The organism is Arthrobacter terrae (genome assembly GCF_015708085.1).
GTDB classification, from domain to species: domain Bacteria; phylum Actinomycetota; class Actinomycetes; order Actinomycetales; family Micrococcaceae; genus Arthrobacter_M; species Arthrobacter_M terrae.
In genome coordinates this window covers 60,878-76,779 of the sequence record NZ_JADNYM010000016.1, presented here as the reverse complement: position 1 = coordinate 76,779, position 15,902 = coordinate 60,878, and the positions used below count along the sequence as shown (strand labels likewise).

Annotated in this window: 12 protein-coding genes; 2 read left to right on the top strand and 10 right to left on the bottom strand. The window is 61.3% G+C overall.

The features are described 5' to 3' along the window. Positions 1–102: 102 nt before the first annotated feature. The 3 genes from IV500_RS13270 to fdxA all read right to left on the bottom strand — a co-directional run bounded on the left by IV500_RS13270 (position 103) and on the right by fdxA (position 3,087). A complete protein-coding gene (locus IV500_RS13270) occupies positions 103–1,386 on the bottom strand; it encodes a citrate synthase (protein WP_196397285.1) in 1,284 nt (427 codons plus the stop codon). Between the two features lie 247 nt (positions 1,387–1,633). After that, on the bottom strand, positions 1,634–2,770 hold the full coding sequence (gene dapC, locus IV500_RS13265; protein WP_196397284.1) for a succinyldiaminopimelate transaminase: 1,137 nt from the start codon (positions 2,768–2,770) through the stop codon (positions 1,634–1,636). After that, on the bottom strand, positions 2,767–3,087 hold the full coding sequence (fdxA, locus tag IV500_RS13260) for a ferredoxin (RefSeq protein ID WP_196397283.1): 321 nt from the start codon (positions 3,085–3,087) through the stop codon (positions 2,767–2,769). Before fdxA ends, dapC begins: the two co-directional genes overlap by 4 nt. Before the next feature lie 122 nt (positions 3,088–3,209). On the opposite strand from fdxA, the gene IV500_RS13255 reads away from it, so the two are divergent. Then, complete coding sequence (locus tag IV500_RS13255; protein ID WP_196397282.1) at positions 3,210–3,437, top strand: putative acetyltransferase; 228 nt, start codon at positions 3,210–3,212, stop codon at positions 3,435–3,437. Positions 3,438–3,443: 6 nt separating this feature from the next. Here the strand turns inward: IV500_RS13255 and IV500_RS13250 are convergent, their stop codons facing one another. Both IV500_RS13250 and typA read right to left on the bottom strand, forming a co-directional pair. Then, positions 3,444–4,907 (bottom strand): PIG-L family deacetylase, encoded by a 1,464-nt coding sequence (locus IV500_RS13250; protein WP_196397281.1) that lies wholly within the window; start codon positions 4,905–4,907, stop codon positions 3,444–3,446. 77 nt (positions 4,908–4,984) lie between these two features. Beyond that, positions 4,985–6,901, bottom strand: a complete 1,917-nt coding sequence (typA, locus tag IV500_RS13245) for a translational GTPase TypA (protein WP_196397280.1) — start codon at positions 6,899–6,901, stop codon at positions 4,985–4,987. A 694-nt stretch (positions 6,902–7,595) separates the two neighbouring features. Here typA and IV500_RS13240 point away from each other — a divergent pair. Further along, complete coding sequence (locus IV500_RS13240; protein WP_312875924.1) at positions 7,596–8,192, top strand: SGNH/GDSL hydrolase family protein; 597 nt, start codon at positions 7,596–7,598, stop codon at positions 8,190–8,192. An 83-nt stretch (positions 8,193–8,275) separates the two neighbouring features. Here IV500_RS13240 and IV500_RS13235 read toward each other — a convergent pair whose 3' ends face one another. The 5 genes from IV500_RS13235 to IV500_RS13215 all read right to left on the bottom strand — a co-directional run bounded on the left by IV500_RS13235 (position 8,276) and on the right by IV500_RS13215 (position 15,785). Next, positions 8,276–9,994 carry an ABC transporter ATP-binding protein gene (locus tag IV500_RS13235; protein ID WP_196397279.1) on the bottom strand — a complete coding sequence of 573 codons (1,719 nt, stop codon included), beginning with the start codon at positions 9,992–9,994 and terminating at the stop codon, positions 8,276–8,278. Further along, complete coding sequence (locus tag IV500_RS13230) at positions 9,991–10,974, bottom strand: ABC transporter permease (RefSeq protein WP_196397278.1); 984 nt, start codon at positions 10,972–10,974, stop codon at positions 9,991–9,993. The genes IV500_RS13235 and IV500_RS13230 overlap by 4 nt, the downstream gene beginning before the upstream one ends. After that, on the bottom strand, positions 10,967–11,893 hold the full coding sequence (locus tag IV500_RS13225; protein ID WP_196397277.1) for an ABC transporter permease: 927 nt from the start codon (positions 11,891–11,893) through the stop codon (positions 10,967–10,969). Before IV500_RS13225 ends, IV500_RS13230 begins: the two co-directional genes overlap by 8 nt. 125 nt (positions 11,894–12,018) lie before the next feature. Further along, on the bottom strand, positions 12,019–13,674 hold the full coding sequence (locus IV500_RS13220; protein ID WP_196397276.1) for a peptide ABC transporter substrate-binding protein: 1,656 nt from the start codon (positions 13,672–13,674) through the stop codon (positions 12,019–12,021). Between the two features lie 311 nt (positions 13,675–13,985). After that, the gene (locus IV500_RS13215) at positions 13,986–15,785 is read right to left on the bottom strand and encodes an ABC transporter family substrate-binding protein (RefSeq protein ID WP_196397275.1); all 1,800 of its coding nucleotides are present in this window, start codon (positions 15,783–15,785) and stop codon (positions 13,986–13,988) included. Between the last annotated feature and the right edge of the window lie 117 nt (positions 15,786–15,902).

The following is a 15,902-nucleotide window of genomic DNA, read 5'->3' as shown; positions in this document are numbered from 1 at the left end:
CCCGCCTCCTCCGTCGCCCGGCGGCTCGCGGCGCCCGGCGCCCCCACCCCCCCCCCCCCCCCCCCCCCCCCCCCCCCGCCGCCGTGCTTAGGCTGCGAAAACCTAGCGCGAGGGGTACATGCGCTCTGCCTCGCCCGTGTACAGCTGGCGCGGACGGCCGATCTTTGTCTGCGGATCCTTCATCATTTCCCGCCACTGCGCAATCCAGCCCGGCAGCCGGCCGATGGCAAATAGCACCGTGAACATCTTCTCCGGGAAGCCCATCGCCTTGTAAATCAGACCCGTGTAGAAATCCACGTTGGGATAGAGCTTGCGGGAAATGAAGTACTCGTCCGTCAGGGCGACTTCCTCCAGCCGCATAGCAATGTCCAGCAGCTCGTCATTGCCGCCCAGCTTGGCCAGGATCTCGTGGGCCGTTTCCTTGACAATTTTGGCGCGCGGATCGTAGTTCTTGTAAACACGGTGCCCGAAGCCCATCAGCTTCACGCCGGCTTCCTTGTTCTTCACGCGTTCCACAAATTTCTCCACCGGTTCACCACTGGCCTGGATCTGGCGGAGCATATTGAGCACGGCCTCGTTCGCGCCGCCATGCAGCGGTCCGAACAGAGCGTTGATACCTGCGGAGACCGAAGCGAACATATTTGCATTGGAACTACCGACCAGACGGACCGTGGACGTGGAGCAGTTCTGCTCATGGTCCGCGTGCAGAATCAGCAGCAGGTCCAGTGCTTTGACCACAGTTGGGTCCATATGGAAGGGCTCCGCGGGCAGCCCGAAGCTCAGCCGCAGGAAGTTTTCCACCATGTTCATGGAGTTGTCCGGGTATAGCATCGGCTGCCCGAGCGACTTTTTCAGGGCGTAGGCAGCAATAACCGGCATCTTCGCCAGCAGCCGGTAAGTGGAAAGTTCCACTTGCTCGTCGTCGAAGGGATCCAGCGAATCCTGGTAGAACGTGGAGAGCGCGGAGACCGCAGAGGAGAGCACCGGCATCGGGTGGGCGTCCCGCGGGAACCCGCCAAAGAACCCCTTAAGGTCCTCGTGCAGCAGAGTGTGGCGGCGGATGCGCTGGTCAAAGGTGGCATACTCCGCCGGAGTTGGCAGGTTGCCGTAGATCAACAGGTATGAAACTTCGAGGAAGTTAGAATGCGCCGCCAGCTCTTCGATGGGATAACCGCGGTAGCGCAGAATTCCTTTATCGCCGTCGATGTAGGTGATGGCTGACGTAGTGGCCGCGGTATTCATGAAACCCGGGTCGTAGGTGACAGCACCGGTGGCCGTCAGGAGCTTGGAAACGTCGAATCCGTCGTTGCCCTCTGCGGCAGCAATCCGCGGCAGCGCAAGCTCCCCGCCGTCGTAGCGCAGAGATGCGCCCGTCGATTCAGTCATGGAGTCCCCTTCATGAGGTAGCCCAGCCCCGTCTGCAGCAATAGGAGCATCAGAGGCCTTGTTGATGTGGCTGCTGGTTACCCGCGCAGTCAATGAAAAGACTACCCCGGTCAGTTAAGAAACTACCGCGCTGTGGGCCTTGAGGACTAATCCTGAGGGCCGGGAACGGAAGCATGAGAGCCAAAATGAGAGCATCGTCACTCGACCGGCCGCCATCCTGGTACGACGGGTTTACGGACTACAGCGCTCATGAACGCAACCTCGCCGCAGCGGCTGCGATGCGTTCATCAGAGCCGGTGAGTGCGATGCGGACAAAGCCGCTCCCGGCTGCTCCGTAGAAGACACCGGGCCCGGCAAGGATTCCCCGTTCGGCCAACCGGCTAATCGTCAGCCAGGTATCTTCGCCGGCGGTACACCACAGGTACAGCCCGGCCTCGGAGTGATGAATGCGCAGCCCAAAGGCCTCCAGCGCCGGAATCAGGATTTCGCGACGACTCCGGTACAGATCCTTCTGCGTTTGAACGTGGCTGCCCTCCCCCAACGCAACCCGCATGGCCTCCTGGACGGGATAAGGCACAATCATTCCGGCATGCTTACGGCTGTTGATCAAATTCGCCATGATGGCGCAATCTCCAGCCACGAAGGCAGCGCGATAGCCGGCGACGTTGGATTGCTTACTGAGGGAATAGACTGCCAGCAGGTTCGACGTCGAGCTTTTGCAGACCCGCGGGTCCAGCACACTGGGCACCGGTTCCCCGCCACGCCCGGGATCCCATTGGCCCCAACCGAGCTCTGCGTAGCATTCATCGGCGGCCACCACGGCACCCAGCCCCCTGGCCTGGTCAACCAAGGCTTCCAGCTCGGCTGCCGTCCGGACCATGCCGGTCGGATTTGCCGGGGAATTGATCCATACCAGCCGCACGCGCGCCCGCGTGGCGGCGTCCAGGTCGTCCAGCGAATCCGCCGCAACCGACTCGGCCCCGGCTAATTTCGCGCCAATATCGTAGGTTGGGTATGCGACGGCGGGGCGCACCACGACGTCCCCCGCCCCTAATCCCAGCAGCAGCGGCAGCCACGCCACCAGTTCCTTGGATCCCACCGTGGGCATAACGTCCTCCGGGCTCAGTCCGGGAACGCCGCGGCGGCGATCAAACCAATCAACAATTGCCTGCCGCAATGCAGGGGTGCCGTGCGTTGTGGGATAACCAGGGGCGTCGGCAGCATCGGCCAGAGCCCGCATGATCACCGCCGGCGTCGGATCAACCGGAGTCCCGATCGAAAGATTGACGACGCCATCCGGGTGTCCGGACGCGGTCCGGAGGTAGGGTGCCATGGCATCCCAAGGGTACTCGGGCAGCGCCAGCCCTATAGTCCGCTCCGTCACTGGTTCTGCGGGGGGAGCACCGCAATGATGGGATGATCCGTGTGCGTATTGCCTATCTTCGCGGCTCCGCCCGGCGAACCCAGTTCATCGAAGAACTCTACGTTTGCTTTGTAGTATTCTGCCCATTCTTCCGGCGTGTCATCCTCGTAATAGATGGCCTCAACCGGGCAAACAGGTTCACACGCGCCGCAGTCCACGCATTCATCCGGGTGGATGTAGAGCGAGCGCTCTCCTTCATAGATGCAGTCAACGGGGCACTCTTCAATGCACGCTTTATCCTTGACATCCACGCACGGCTGCGCGATTACATACGTCACGTCCCGACCTTCCTTAGACTTAATGCGCCCGGTCATGCCATCTGCCCGGGAATTCAGTGGGTTGTTCCCATTATCCCCCACCACCGGCAAACCAACAGTCGTCCAAGACCTACTATGAACTGGTGGATACTGCAGCGAACAAACTCCAGCGTCTCCCGATCGGCACACGCGTGGTGGTTAGGTACAGAATTCCCGGCGGCCTTACCGATGCTTTGGGGTTCCTGAAGTCCATTGATGCGCACCGCTGCACGGTGAGCACGCGGGCCGGCGACGTCGATATTGCTTTAGCGGACATCCAGGCGGCCAAGTCCGTGCCACCGGCGCCCGAACGCCGGCCGCCGGCTCACTAACCCTCCTCAAACTCCGGGGCGTGCGCTCGATTTTCTGCGCAGGAGATTCGATGGGCTGCCCGCGCGCTGTGATTGCCTGCGCAGGAGATACACGCAGACGACGGCCGAGAGCGGGGTCACCACGGCGATGCCATAGAGCCACACGTTCCCTTGCACGTCCCCGATGATCAGACCGTAGTCGCCCCGGGGAATGGAGAGAATACCCGCGACGACATAAGCGAAGAATCCACTGATGGCGCTGAGCCACGCCGATCGACGCCACAGGCCTACGAAGAGAGTAAGGCTCAGGAGCAGCAGCAAGGCCAAGGCAGATCCCCAGGGAAGCACCGGGCCCGCCGTCGCAAGTGCGTGCCCATGCAGCGCCGTACCCAGCAGCCCGGCGAGCACTCCCAGTCCAATTGTCGCCACCGCGCCGGCCAGGCGGGAAGGAGCTGGCTGAGCAGGCTGGATCAGCCCACTGTGAGCAGGCTCGCCGATAACCAGACGTTGGCTCTCACCCTCGGAGGTTGCGGGACGGATTCCAGCCGGCGCTGCAGACTGGTGGAGCACCTGAAAGGTTTCCGTTGCAGAGATGTCTTTCCATACGCCGTCGGAAAGGGCATAGCGGTTCCCCTCGACGGAGACCTGGGTTCTATGGGCTCTCATCGCCGCGCGTTTGGCCTCGAAGTTACCGTGCACAGTGATCAGCGCGGCGTCCTGATCGAGGGGTCGTTCCGGCCGGTCGCTGACGATGGTGTAGACCGTGGGCGGCACCTCCAGGCCGGCAAGCTGCACAGCCCTTACCGTCAGTTCGTGGGCGCGGATGTGGTCCGGGTGCCCGTATCCGCCATCCGCCGCGTAGGTGATTACTGCGTGTGGACGGAGACTGCGGATGAGCTGCGCTGCATGGTTTGCTACTTCATCCAGCGGGGCCCGGGACAGTGAGCCGGGAAGGACCGTAGCTGCTGCCCTGGCCCGGCCATCGGGACCCCATGACATGCCGGAGTCCCGGTACACCGCATCCGGGCCGGGTCCTGCCTTGGCAAGGCCCCTGCCGAGCCAGAAAAGCTGCTGGACGCCAAGTTCTTCAAGCGCGGCCGCAAGCTCAAGTTCCCGCACTGCTGCCAGCCCGGCGCCGATGTTCCCCCGGTCGGCCAGCCCGTCGGCCGCGGCACGCAAACCGCCGGAGTCAAGGTTGCCCCCGCCGGCGGCGCGCTGCGCACCATCGGTGCTGCCGCCGTCGTCGTCCCCCTGCTGGCGGACCTGAAAATGCTGCAGGTCTACCGGAATTACCTCACCAAGTTCACCGCGGGTGCAGGTCAATAGTGCAACCTCGGCACCTGCGGCCCGGTAGAGCGCCATAGTGGCCCCGGTGACCAAAGTTTCGTCATCCGGGTGTGCATGCACGAAGAGCAACCGTTGACCGGCCGACTGCGTTAACGGCAGCAGCCCGCCCCTGGAAGATTCGGGGACGGGCTGCTGTGGGGTCATGATTCTATTTTGCCGGACTTTCCGTCGCTGGCTGACCGACTCTCCGGCAATGGTTCGCGGTGTCCGCGCGAAAGCTGCTACGCCTTGGCGCGGCTGCGGTATGCCTTGGCGCGTTCGCTGGCATCCAGGATGAGCTTACGGATCCGGACCGACTCGGGCGTGACCTCAACACACTCGTCTTCGCGGGAGAATTCCAGCGACTCCTCGAGCGTGAGGTTGCGCGGCGGGGTCAGGTTTTCAAACGTGTCCGACGACGCCGCCCGCATGTTGGTGAGCTTCTTTTCCTTCGTGATGTTGACGTCCATGTCATCGGCGCGGGAGTTCTCCCCGACGATCATGCCCTCGTACACCTCGGTGGTGGGCTGGACGAAGAAGGAGCCGCGCTCCTGCAGATTGATCATGGCGAACGGGGTTACGACGCCGGAGCGGTCCGCGATCATGGAGCCGTTGGTCCGGTATTCGATCGGGCCATGCCACGGCTCGTAGCCTTCACCAATGGACGCGGCGATGCCGGCTCCGCGGGTGTCGGTCAGGAAGCGGGTGCGGAAGCCGATCAGACCGCGGGCGGGAACGATGAACTCCATCCGGACCCAGCCGGTGCCGTGATTGGCCATGTTGACCATGCGGCCCTTGCGGGCAGCCATCAGCTGAGTGACGTTGCCGAGGTATTCTTCCGGCACGTCGATTGTCATGTGATCCATCGGCTCGTTGATCTTGCCGTCGATGACCCGGGTGACCACCTGCGGCTTACCCACGGTCAGTTCGAAGCCTTCGCGGCGCATCTGCTCGACCAGGATGGCCAGCGCCAGCTCACCACGGCCCTGCACTTCCCAGGCGTCGGGACGCTCGGTGGGCAGAACCTGCAGGGAAACGTTACCGATCAGTTCCTTGTCCAGGCGGTCCTTGACCTGCCGTGCGGTGACCTTGTGGCCCTTGACGCGGCCGGCCAGCGGGGAGGTGTTGATACCGATGGTCATCGAGATGGCCGGGTCGTCAACCTTGATCAACGGCAGCGGCTTCGGGTTGTCCGGGTCCGTCAGCGTCTCACCAATGGTGATGTCATCAATACCGGCGACGGCGACAATCTCACCGGGGCCGGCAGAATCGACCGAGACACGATCCAAGGCCTTGGTGGCCAGCAATTCGGTGATCTTGACGTTCTTTAGTTCGCCGTCATGACGGGCCCAGGCAACGGTCTGGCCCTTACGCAGGGTTCCATTGTAAATTCGCAGCAGCGCCAGGCGCCCCAGGAACGGGGAGGCATCCAGGTTCGTCACATGAGCCTGCAGGACACCCTCGGGGTCGTACGTCGGTGCTGGGATGTGGTCGATGATCGCCTTGAACAGCGGTTCCAGGTCGTCGTTGTTCGGCACCGTCCCGTTCTCCGGCTGATCCAGCGAGGCCGCGCCGACTTTGGCTGCGGCGTAAACGACGGGGACGTTCAGGACGGCGTCCAGGTCCAGGTCCGGAACTTCATCGGCAAGGTCCGAGGCCAGGCCCAGGAGCAGGTCCATGGACTCGTGCACGACCTCGTCGATGCGGGAGTCGGGGCGGTCTGTCTTATTCACCAGCAAGATAACGGGAAGTTTGGCGGCCAGCGTCTTGCGGAGCACGAAACGGGTCTGCGGCAACGGACCTTCGGAAGCGTCGACGAGCAGGACAACGCCGTCGACCATGGAAAGCCCGCGCTCAACCTCGCCACCGAAGTCGGCGTGGCCCGGAGTGTCAATGACGGAGATGGTGATGGTCTCACCGTTGGAAGCCGGTCCGTTGTACGCAACGGTAGTGTTCTTGGCCAGAATTGTGATGCCTTTTTCGCGTTCCAGGTCGCCGGTGTCCATGACCCGGTCCGCCACGACGCCGTGGGAAGCAAACGAATGGGTCTGCTTCAGCATGGCGTCGACCAGGGTCGTTTTGCCATGGTCAACGTGCGCCACGATGGCGACGTTACGCAGATCATTGCGTGAGGCTAATTTGGCGGTGGTTTCAGACATGCGCTAAGGCTCGTTTCAGTATGTTCCCGGTGGAAGACCCGTAGGCCGTCACGGTGTTAATCCCGGATATCGCACCATTCAACGCGGACATCGGGTGGCCCTCAAAACGGGCACATGACTTTAGTCTACTGGCTTCGGCTATCGATGGCCTAAATAGGCGTCCCCGGAACACTTTGCCCGGGCGGACCACCTGCCGGATCAGGTTCGGCAGATAAGCTGAAAAGTGCGGGCACACCAGCGTCCGGACGGGGCTGGATTTTTACCGGTCCTTGCCGGATAGTAACGCTTGGTAAACGAGTTCGGACAAGATGGAGTCAGAATGCGCGGAATCTTTGCTCCGCCCACCATTCAACCCCGCGATTCCCCTGCAGTCCCGCCCCGGTGCAGTACCTCACCCGTGGGCCGCGCCATCGGGGCCATGCAAAAAACAGCGATACCTCTCGTCGCCCTCTCATTGTTCTGCGCCGGATGCGCCCCGGCTCCAGCCTCCTCCACCCCCGCTGCATCACACGCAACCGGTTTGCCGGCAGCCGCTTTGCCGGCAGCCGGCGGTGCTCCCCACAGACCGTGGGCCAACGGACAGCCGGCGACCAGCAACGGTCCCAGTGCCGGTACAAGCCCGACGACGGGCGCCGCGAACCTGGCGGCAGGCACCTTATACCTCAATCCGGCGACCGGTAGGAAGGAACGGATTGTGGCCGCGATCGGGCGCACGGCTGTTCTGATTGGTGACTCCCAGTCCGAGGGTGCGGCGGGAGTCTCCGCAAAGGACACCTGGACGAACACGGGTCTGGCGAAGCTGGGCTACAACGTCGTCTTCTGCGGGCGCGGCGGAACCGGCTTTGTTGCTGCGAACGGTCCGGTCGGGAACTATCCGGACGCACTGGAAAAGGGCCACTGGAATGTGCCCTACGGTCCCGCTCCCTTGGTTGTGATCGAGGGGGGCGGGAATGATGCCGGCCGCGGAGCCACGGACGATCAGATCATTGCTAATGCGTCGCGTTTAATTCAGGATCTGAGGCAGACATACCCGGCTTCCCGGTTTGTCATAATTGGGACGCTGGCAAAGGGCGCGATGTCCGGCGGCGGGCGGCGCACGCAGGTGGATTCGTTGCTGGGAGCATTCGCAGCGAAAAACGGCATTCCCTTCATCTCCGCCGGCGACTGGCTGACTGCCTATTCCTTGACGGACAAAATGGCCGACGGCGTCCATCTCACCGGAGCGGGCCACCGGATCCTTTCCGATGTATTGGCCGGCAAGCTCGCGGCCTTGGGCGTCGCGGCTCCGTAAACGCCAATTGGCCGGCAGTTGTGGTTCCAAGGGATGTCCAAGGAACCACAACTGCCGGCCAAGAGGGATGTCCCGCTGGGTTTCTACGCCACCTCGGGAGGCAATTCAAGCCGGGACCCTGGGATCGCGTCCAGCAGAGCCCGGGTGTAGGCCTGGGCCGGGTCGTTGAAGACTTGGTCCGTCGTACCGGCCTCCACCACTTTGCCCTTCTCCATGACACACACATGATCGGCGATCTGGCGGACCACGGCCAGGTCATGGGTGATGAACAGGTACGTCAGCCCCAACTCCGCCTGCAGGTCCGCCAGCAGATTCAGGATCTGCGCCTGCACCAGGACATCCAGCGCGGACACTGCCTCATCACAGATAACAATTTCCGGGTCCAAGGCCAATGCACGGGCTACGGCCACACGCTGGCGCTGACCTCCGGAGAGCTCGTTCGGAAAGCGCCGCATTGATGACGCCGGCAGGGCAACCTGATCCAGCAACTCGCGGACCTTCGCCTCCCTGCTCTTCTTGTCCCCAATGTTATGCACGCGCAACGGCTCTTCGATGGTCCGGTAGATGTTGTACATCGGGTCCAGCGAGCCATAAGGATCCTGGAAGATCGGCTGCACGCGTCGACGGAAGTCAAACAGCGCCTTCTTGTCCAGCGCCGTGAGGTCCGTGCCGTCGAAGATGATCTTTCCACTGGTGGGCTTTTCCAGGTTCAGCACCATTTTGGCAACAGTGGACTTACCCGAACCGGATTCCCCCACCACAGCAAGAGTGCTTCCGCGTTTAATGTCGAACGAGACGTCGTCAACGGCCTTGAAATCCGCGCCGGCGCCTTTCCCGCCGCGAAGCTTGTAGACCTTGGTCAGGTTCCTGACCTCAATGACGTCATCGGACTTCGACACCGTGGCCTCGGACTTCGGCAGCAGAACGTCCGCAGACTCGACGCTCGATGTCTTGGCCGACTTGATCCGCTGTGAGGCCAGCGACGGCGCCGAAGCCACCAGCCGCTGAGTGTAGGGATGCCGCGGGTTCCGCAGGATCTCTAGCGCCGGCCCCGACTCCACCACCCGTCCTTTGTACATGACCACTACCTTCTCGGCACGCTCCGCGGCAAGGCCGAGATCGTGAGTGATCAGCAGGACGGCCGTCCCCAGTTCGGCGGTCATGGTTGCCAGGTGGTCCAGGATCTGGCGTTGAACGGTCACGTCCAACGCCGACGTTGGCTCATCGGCAATCAGCAACCGCGGGCTGCAGGACAGTCCGATGGCGATAAGGGCCCGTTGGCGCATACCGCCGGAAAACTCGTGCGGATACTGCTTGGCGCGCTGAGCAGCGTCCGGCAGTCCGGCGTCGGCCAGCACCTCAGCGACCTGCACATCAACGTCCTTACGCGCCAGGTTGTTCGCCCGAAGGGTCTCCTTGACCTGATAACCGATCTTCCATACCGGGTTCAGGTTGGACATGGGATCCTGCGGGACCATCCCGATGGACCGGCCGCGCAGCTCAATGATGCGCTTGTTGTCGGCCTTGGTCAGGTCCTCACCGTCGAAGAGGATCCGGCCACCGCTGACGCGGCCATTTTCGGGCAGCAGCCCGATGGCGGCCAGCGCCGTCGTGGACTTTCCCGAACCCGATTCACCAACAATCGCGACGGTTTCACCCGGCATGATAGTCAGGTTCGCATTGCGCACGGCCGGCACTTCTCCGGACGCTGTGTCGAACGTAATGGCCAGGTCCCGCAGTTCCAGCAGCGGACGCGGCACGGAGGAATCCTCTTCGGTGATCTGCACTCTGTCTTTACTCATCGTTTACGTGCCTTCGGATCAAGAGCATCACGGACGGCATCGCCGAGCATGATGAAACTCAGTACGGTAATCGACAGCGCCAGTGCCGGCCACAGCAGGGTTGTCGGGTTGTCCCGCAGGGAAGTCTGTGCGGAAGCGATGTCATTACCCCAGGACATCACCGTTCCCGGCAGGCCGATGCCCAGGAAGGACATGGTTGCTTCGGCAACGATGAAGATACCCAGTGACACCGTCGCGATGACGATCACGGGCGAGAGCGAGTTCGGAATGACGTGCGTAAGAAGCGCCTTCACCCGGGAAACACCCAGCGACTGGGCCGCCACCACAAAGTCCGCGTTTCGGACCTCAATGACGGCTCCGCGGGTGATGCGCGCAATCTGCGGCCAGCCCAGCACCACGAGCGTGGCCACCACCGTCCATACACTCCGGTGTTCGCGGACGTAGGGGAGGGAGTTGATCACGATCGCACCCAGGATCAGCGGCAGGGCAAAGAAGATATCCGCCAGACGGGCGAGAACAGCATCAATCCAGCCGCCGTAGTATCCGGCAACGGCGCCCAGCGTGCCGCCGATGATCACGACACCGATCGTGGAGAATACCCCGACCGCAAGAGATGCCTGCGCGCCACGGATCACACGCGCATAGACATCGCAGCCCTGCAGTGTGAAACCGAGGGGATGCCCACCTGACGGGCCTTCGTTGGAGTTAATCAGATCGCACTGCGTCGGTGAGACCTGCACAAAGAGACCGGGGAAAAAGGCGACAACCAGAGCCAGCAGAATCAGGAGCGCCGAAATTACGAACAGGGGCTGACGGCGCAGGTTCTTCCACGCCTCCGCCCACATGCTCAGTGGCGCCGCCTGTTCGTTAAGCGAATCGGTGGCCTGTAGCGGCGTCTGTTCCACATCTGCGACAAAGTGCTCAATCTTTGGCGCCGCGGGTGTGCTTTGGGTACTTCTAAGAGGCGTATTTTCAGGCATAACGAATCCTTGGGTCTAGCCAGGCGTACAGCAGGTCCACCAGCAGGTTGGCGAGCACGAACACAAGCACGAGAATGCTGACAATCGAAACGACCATCGGCCCCTCGCCCGAGAGAACTGCACGGTACAGGGTATTGCCGACGCCCGGGACATTGAAAATACCCTCGGTGACAATCGCTCCACCCATCAGGCCTCCGAGGTCGGCACCGAGAAAGGTGACGACGGGAATAAGGGAGTTCCGCAGGATGTGGACCATGACCACGCGGGGTCGGGAAAGCCCCTTCGCGGTTGCGGTCCGAACGTAGTCCGCATTCATGTTTTCCAAAATGCTGGTCCGTGTCAGGCGGAGGACGTAAGCGAAGGAAACGAGGCCCAGCACGACGGCCGGAAGGATCAGGTCCCCCCAGTTCGCGCCGGAGCTGACCGTGGGCTTGGCCCACTCGAGCTTCACTCCGACGACGAACTGCAGCAGGAAACCGAGTACGAACGTCGGAATCGCGATGACAACCAAGGAGGCGAGGAGGACGGTGCCGTCAAAAAGCTTTCCCTTACGCAGACCGGCGATAACGCCGGCCGTGACACCGAAAATAGCCTCGATGGCCAGGGCCATGACGGCTAGACGTGCCGTGACAGGGAACGCCCTGGCAATGATGGATGCGATGGGCTGGCCGGAAAAGCTCGGCCCCAGATTGAAGGTGAAGAGGTTCTTAATGAAGATGCCATATTGGGCAATGAATGGCTGGTCCAAATGATACTGGGCCGTAAGCTGGGCCACGACGGCCGGGCTAATCGGTTTTCCACCGGACAAGGCGTCGATCGGACTGCCGGACATGGAAAAAACGAGGAAGTAGACGAGCAGCGTAGATCCGATAAAGACCGGAATCACTTGGAGCACTCGCCGAATAATAAACCGCAGCATTACGAGATCCTTGTGGAATCGTGGTAAGTGACAGAGAGAGACATAAGTACCTTTGGAGAGATTTCTTACTAGCCCACTGATGGGGCCCGACCAAAAGGTCGAGCCCCATCAGTGTACGACTAGATTTATTTACCTGTGATGTTCTGGTACAGCGGAACGCCATTCCAGCCAAAGTCGACTCCGGTGACGTTGTTGCTCCAGCCACCTGTCTGCTCCTGGTACCACAGCGGGATAACCGGCAGATCCTTGAACAGAATCTCCTGCGCCTGGTTGAAGATCTTATTGCCTTCATCCGTGCTCTTGGCCGACAGCCCTTCCTTCAGCTTCGCGTCGAAGGCGGGGTTCGAGTAGTCTCCGTCATTGGAGCCGGCTCCGGTGCCGTACAGCGGCCCCAGGAAGTTGTACAGCGACGGGTAGTCGGCCTGCCAGCCGGCGCGTGAAGCTCCGGTCAGCTGCTTCTTGTTGACGTCGTTGCGCAGTTCCTTGAACGTTGCGTACGGCTTGCCCTCAGCCTTGATGCCGAGCGCGTTCTTGATCTCGTTCGTGGCCGCATCGACGTACTCTTTGTTGCCGGCGCCGTCGACGTTGTAGGCGATCGTGAAGGTCGAGTCATCCCATGGTGTGATGGCATTGGCCTGATCCCACAGCTTCTTGGCCGCCGTGGCGTCGAACTTCAGCACGTCCGAGCCGGGAATGCTGTCGGAATAGCCTTCAAGGACGGGCGCGGTGAAGTCCTTGGCGATCTCCTTGGTCTTGTTGAAGATCTTGTCGATGATCAGCTCGCGGTCGATCGACTTGGAGATTGCCTGGCGGCGCAGCTTGCCGGCCTCCCCCTGGAAAGCGGGGAGGTAGCTGGGAATGGTCAACGTTGCATTGCCCGCGTAGGGCTTGATGATGCTGCGGTCGCCGAGGTCCGACTGGAAGGACTTCAGGCTGGCCGCGGGGATGCCGTCCAGCACATCGAGGTTGTTGGAGAGCAGATCCGAGTACGCCGCATCCGCCGTGGTGTAGACCTTGAACGTGATGCCGGCGTTTTTGGGCTTGCGCGGACCGGTGTAGTTCGGGTTCGGAACGAGCTCAATGGAGGAGTTGTGGGTCCAGGTCTTGAGCATGTACGGACCGGTGCTGACCGGCTTCTCGCCGGAGGCCTTGGGATCCGCGATTGCGGCTTCGGTCATCGGGTAGAACGCGGTGTAGCCCAGACGCAGCGGGAAGTCAGATTCAGGCTGGGACAGTTTCACCGTGAAGGTGGTGTCGTCAACAACGGCAAGGCCGGACATCGTCTGCGCGGTGGGAGCGGCGGTCTTGCCGTCGGCGGACATGGCGCTTACGTCTTTATAACCGTCGATGGACTCGAAGAAGTAGGAGTTCAGCTGCGCATTGGTGCTCAGCGCGCCGAAGTTCCAGGCATCCACGAAGTTCTTGGCGGTAACGGGCGAACCATCGCTGAACTTTTCACCGGGTTTGATTTTGATGGTGTAGTTCTGCGAGTCAGTGGTTTTGATGGAATCCGCCAGCTCGTTCACGGTCTTTCCGGAGGCGTCATAGCTGACCAGACCGGAGTAGATCATGTCCATCACGCGGCCGCCGAACACCTCATTCGTGTTGGCCGGGAGCAAGGGGTTCTGCGGTTCTCCACCATAGGCATTAACAACCTTGCTGGTATTGCCGGAACCTGCGTTGGTGTCGGTGCTGCCGGAACCGCCGCCACTGCAGGCTGTAATGCCCATGGCAACTACTGCGGCAACGCCGAGAGCTTTGGAAATACGCGAAAAACGCATTCCGCCTCCTATTTTCTATGCGAGAGAACTCCGGCATTAGTTTGTACCGGGTTTTTTGTGCTGAGGTCGATCGCCACAGGTTTGTGGTCAGCATCACGTACACACGAGCCTAAACCCCAATCACATCCCGCATGACACGCAGATGCCCCTTGTGCTGATCTTGTTACCGAGATGTAACCTTTGGTTTCCTGGAGGATACAGCTGTACAGCGGCGCCTTGTCGGTGCGTTCCGTCGTCGTCGCCGGCTTCCGGAATCGGCGACGAGACCGCGCTAACGCCGCCCTGACGCCGCGACGGCGGGGAGTCCGGGTTTATTTCCGGGCCCACTGCCAGTAGTTCCACCAGACGCCTGTCAGCCCCGGCATCGGCTCCACGCCGAGGACCGCGGCATCGTGCGCTACAACGCGGGGATATTGGAACAGCGGCAGGCCATAATCGGACCCCCAGATAATCTTGTCCAGCGCAAGGAGCAGCTCTACCTGCTTGGATTCGTTGTCAGTGACGATCAACTGATCCATCAGCTTGTCCGCCTGCGCGTTGGAGAAGTTGTTGTAGTTCGAGGCGCCGCCGGTTCTGAACAGCTCCGGGACCGCGCTGACACCAACACCGGCTTTGTTCCAACCGAAGATTGCCGCATCATAGCTGCCGTCGCCCAGATGCTGGCTCCAGTGAACGCCCAGGCCGTCGTCGATAATTTTAAATCCTGCCTGCGACGCCGACTGCGCAATTAGCGTGAAAGCCTCCGCACGGTTCGTGTTCGCTTTGCTGTACATAATCCGCACCGTCGGCGTCGCGCCGTTGAGCAGTCTTTTGGCCCCTTCAATGTCCACACCGGCAAAGGCGGACGAACCGTTGTCCTTGATCGTGTCGGCGTATCCTGGCTGTTCGGGCAGTATGACCTCGGACTCCAACGGCTTGGCAAAGGCGTCCGTCTTTTGGACGGTCTTGCGCACTATCTCCTGGCGCGGAATGGTCTTCAGGAACGCCTGGCGGACATTCTGGTCGGCGAACACGCCGGAAAAGGTCAGGTCCAGGTGATCGTAGGAAAGCCTGGAGAACTGCTCAAAGGCAATGCTCTGACCGGCAAGTGCCTGCAGCGCTGCTGTGGTGTCCGCGGTGGGCTGGGGCGAAATAATGTCAACTTCGCCGTTCTTTAAGGCCGTGACCTGTGCGGATACATCTGCCATGAAACGTACGGTGATGCTGTCCAGTTTGGCGGCGGGTCCCCACTTGTAATCCGTGTTCCGACTCAGCGTAAGCGACTGCTCGGGGACCATGCTCGTGACAATATACGGACCATTGGACAGAAAAACCGAGGTGTCCTTGGGCATGGTCTTGGTGTCAAAGCCGGAATTCCAGTACTGAGCAACCTTGTTGAGGTCCGTATTCGGCGCAACAGGGGCGTCGGGGTTGCCTCTTGGCAGCGACTTGAACAAAGCACTGAGCGCGGCGGCATCTTTCAGCCCCGCCTTCTGGGCCACAACATGAGCCGGAACGTCCACCGGTGAACCAAACGCGATCTCCCAGTCAGCGAACGGCTTGGCGTACTTCAGCGTCAGGGACTGCCCGTTATCTCCGATTTCCGGAAGATCCGTCGTGGCCAGCGCAGAGCCGTTACCCAAGGCGGCACCACCGAAATCGAAATACTGCGTGCCTTTGACTACCTTCCCGCCGCTGTCTACGGAGGCATCATTGAAATAACCCGATTGGGCCGCCCAGGCGAGCATGAGATCGTTGGCGTCCACCGGGGCGCCGTCGGACCACTTAACGCCGTCGTTGATCGTGTACTTAATCGTCAGCGGATCATCCGAGACCTTCTCGTACTTGCCGAATTTGTCGTTCTTGACCACGTTGAGCTGGTTGTCGACGTAGTTGAACCCGCTGTGCGTCGCGTAGGCGATCTTGGAGTTAATGTCCGCACTGCCGGGACCGGTGCTGGGATTGAACGAGTTGAACGCATTCGTCTCGGCCACGGTGGCCTTACCCCCGACGGCGCCATCGGACGTGCCGGAACTAGTGCTGACACTGCTCGGCGTACCCGTACACCCACTGAGGATAAGCACCGCTGCTGCCGCCGCTCCCACGGCCTTGGAAATACGTCCGAAACGCATTTTCCTCCTTGTGGTTGTGGCACCGCGTCTGTACAAGCCTAAGCCGGGTTCTTACCCCGGCTTAGCCGAGAACAATCTGCGCAGGGAAGTCGTTATCCAGATGTAGTACATCCTGTC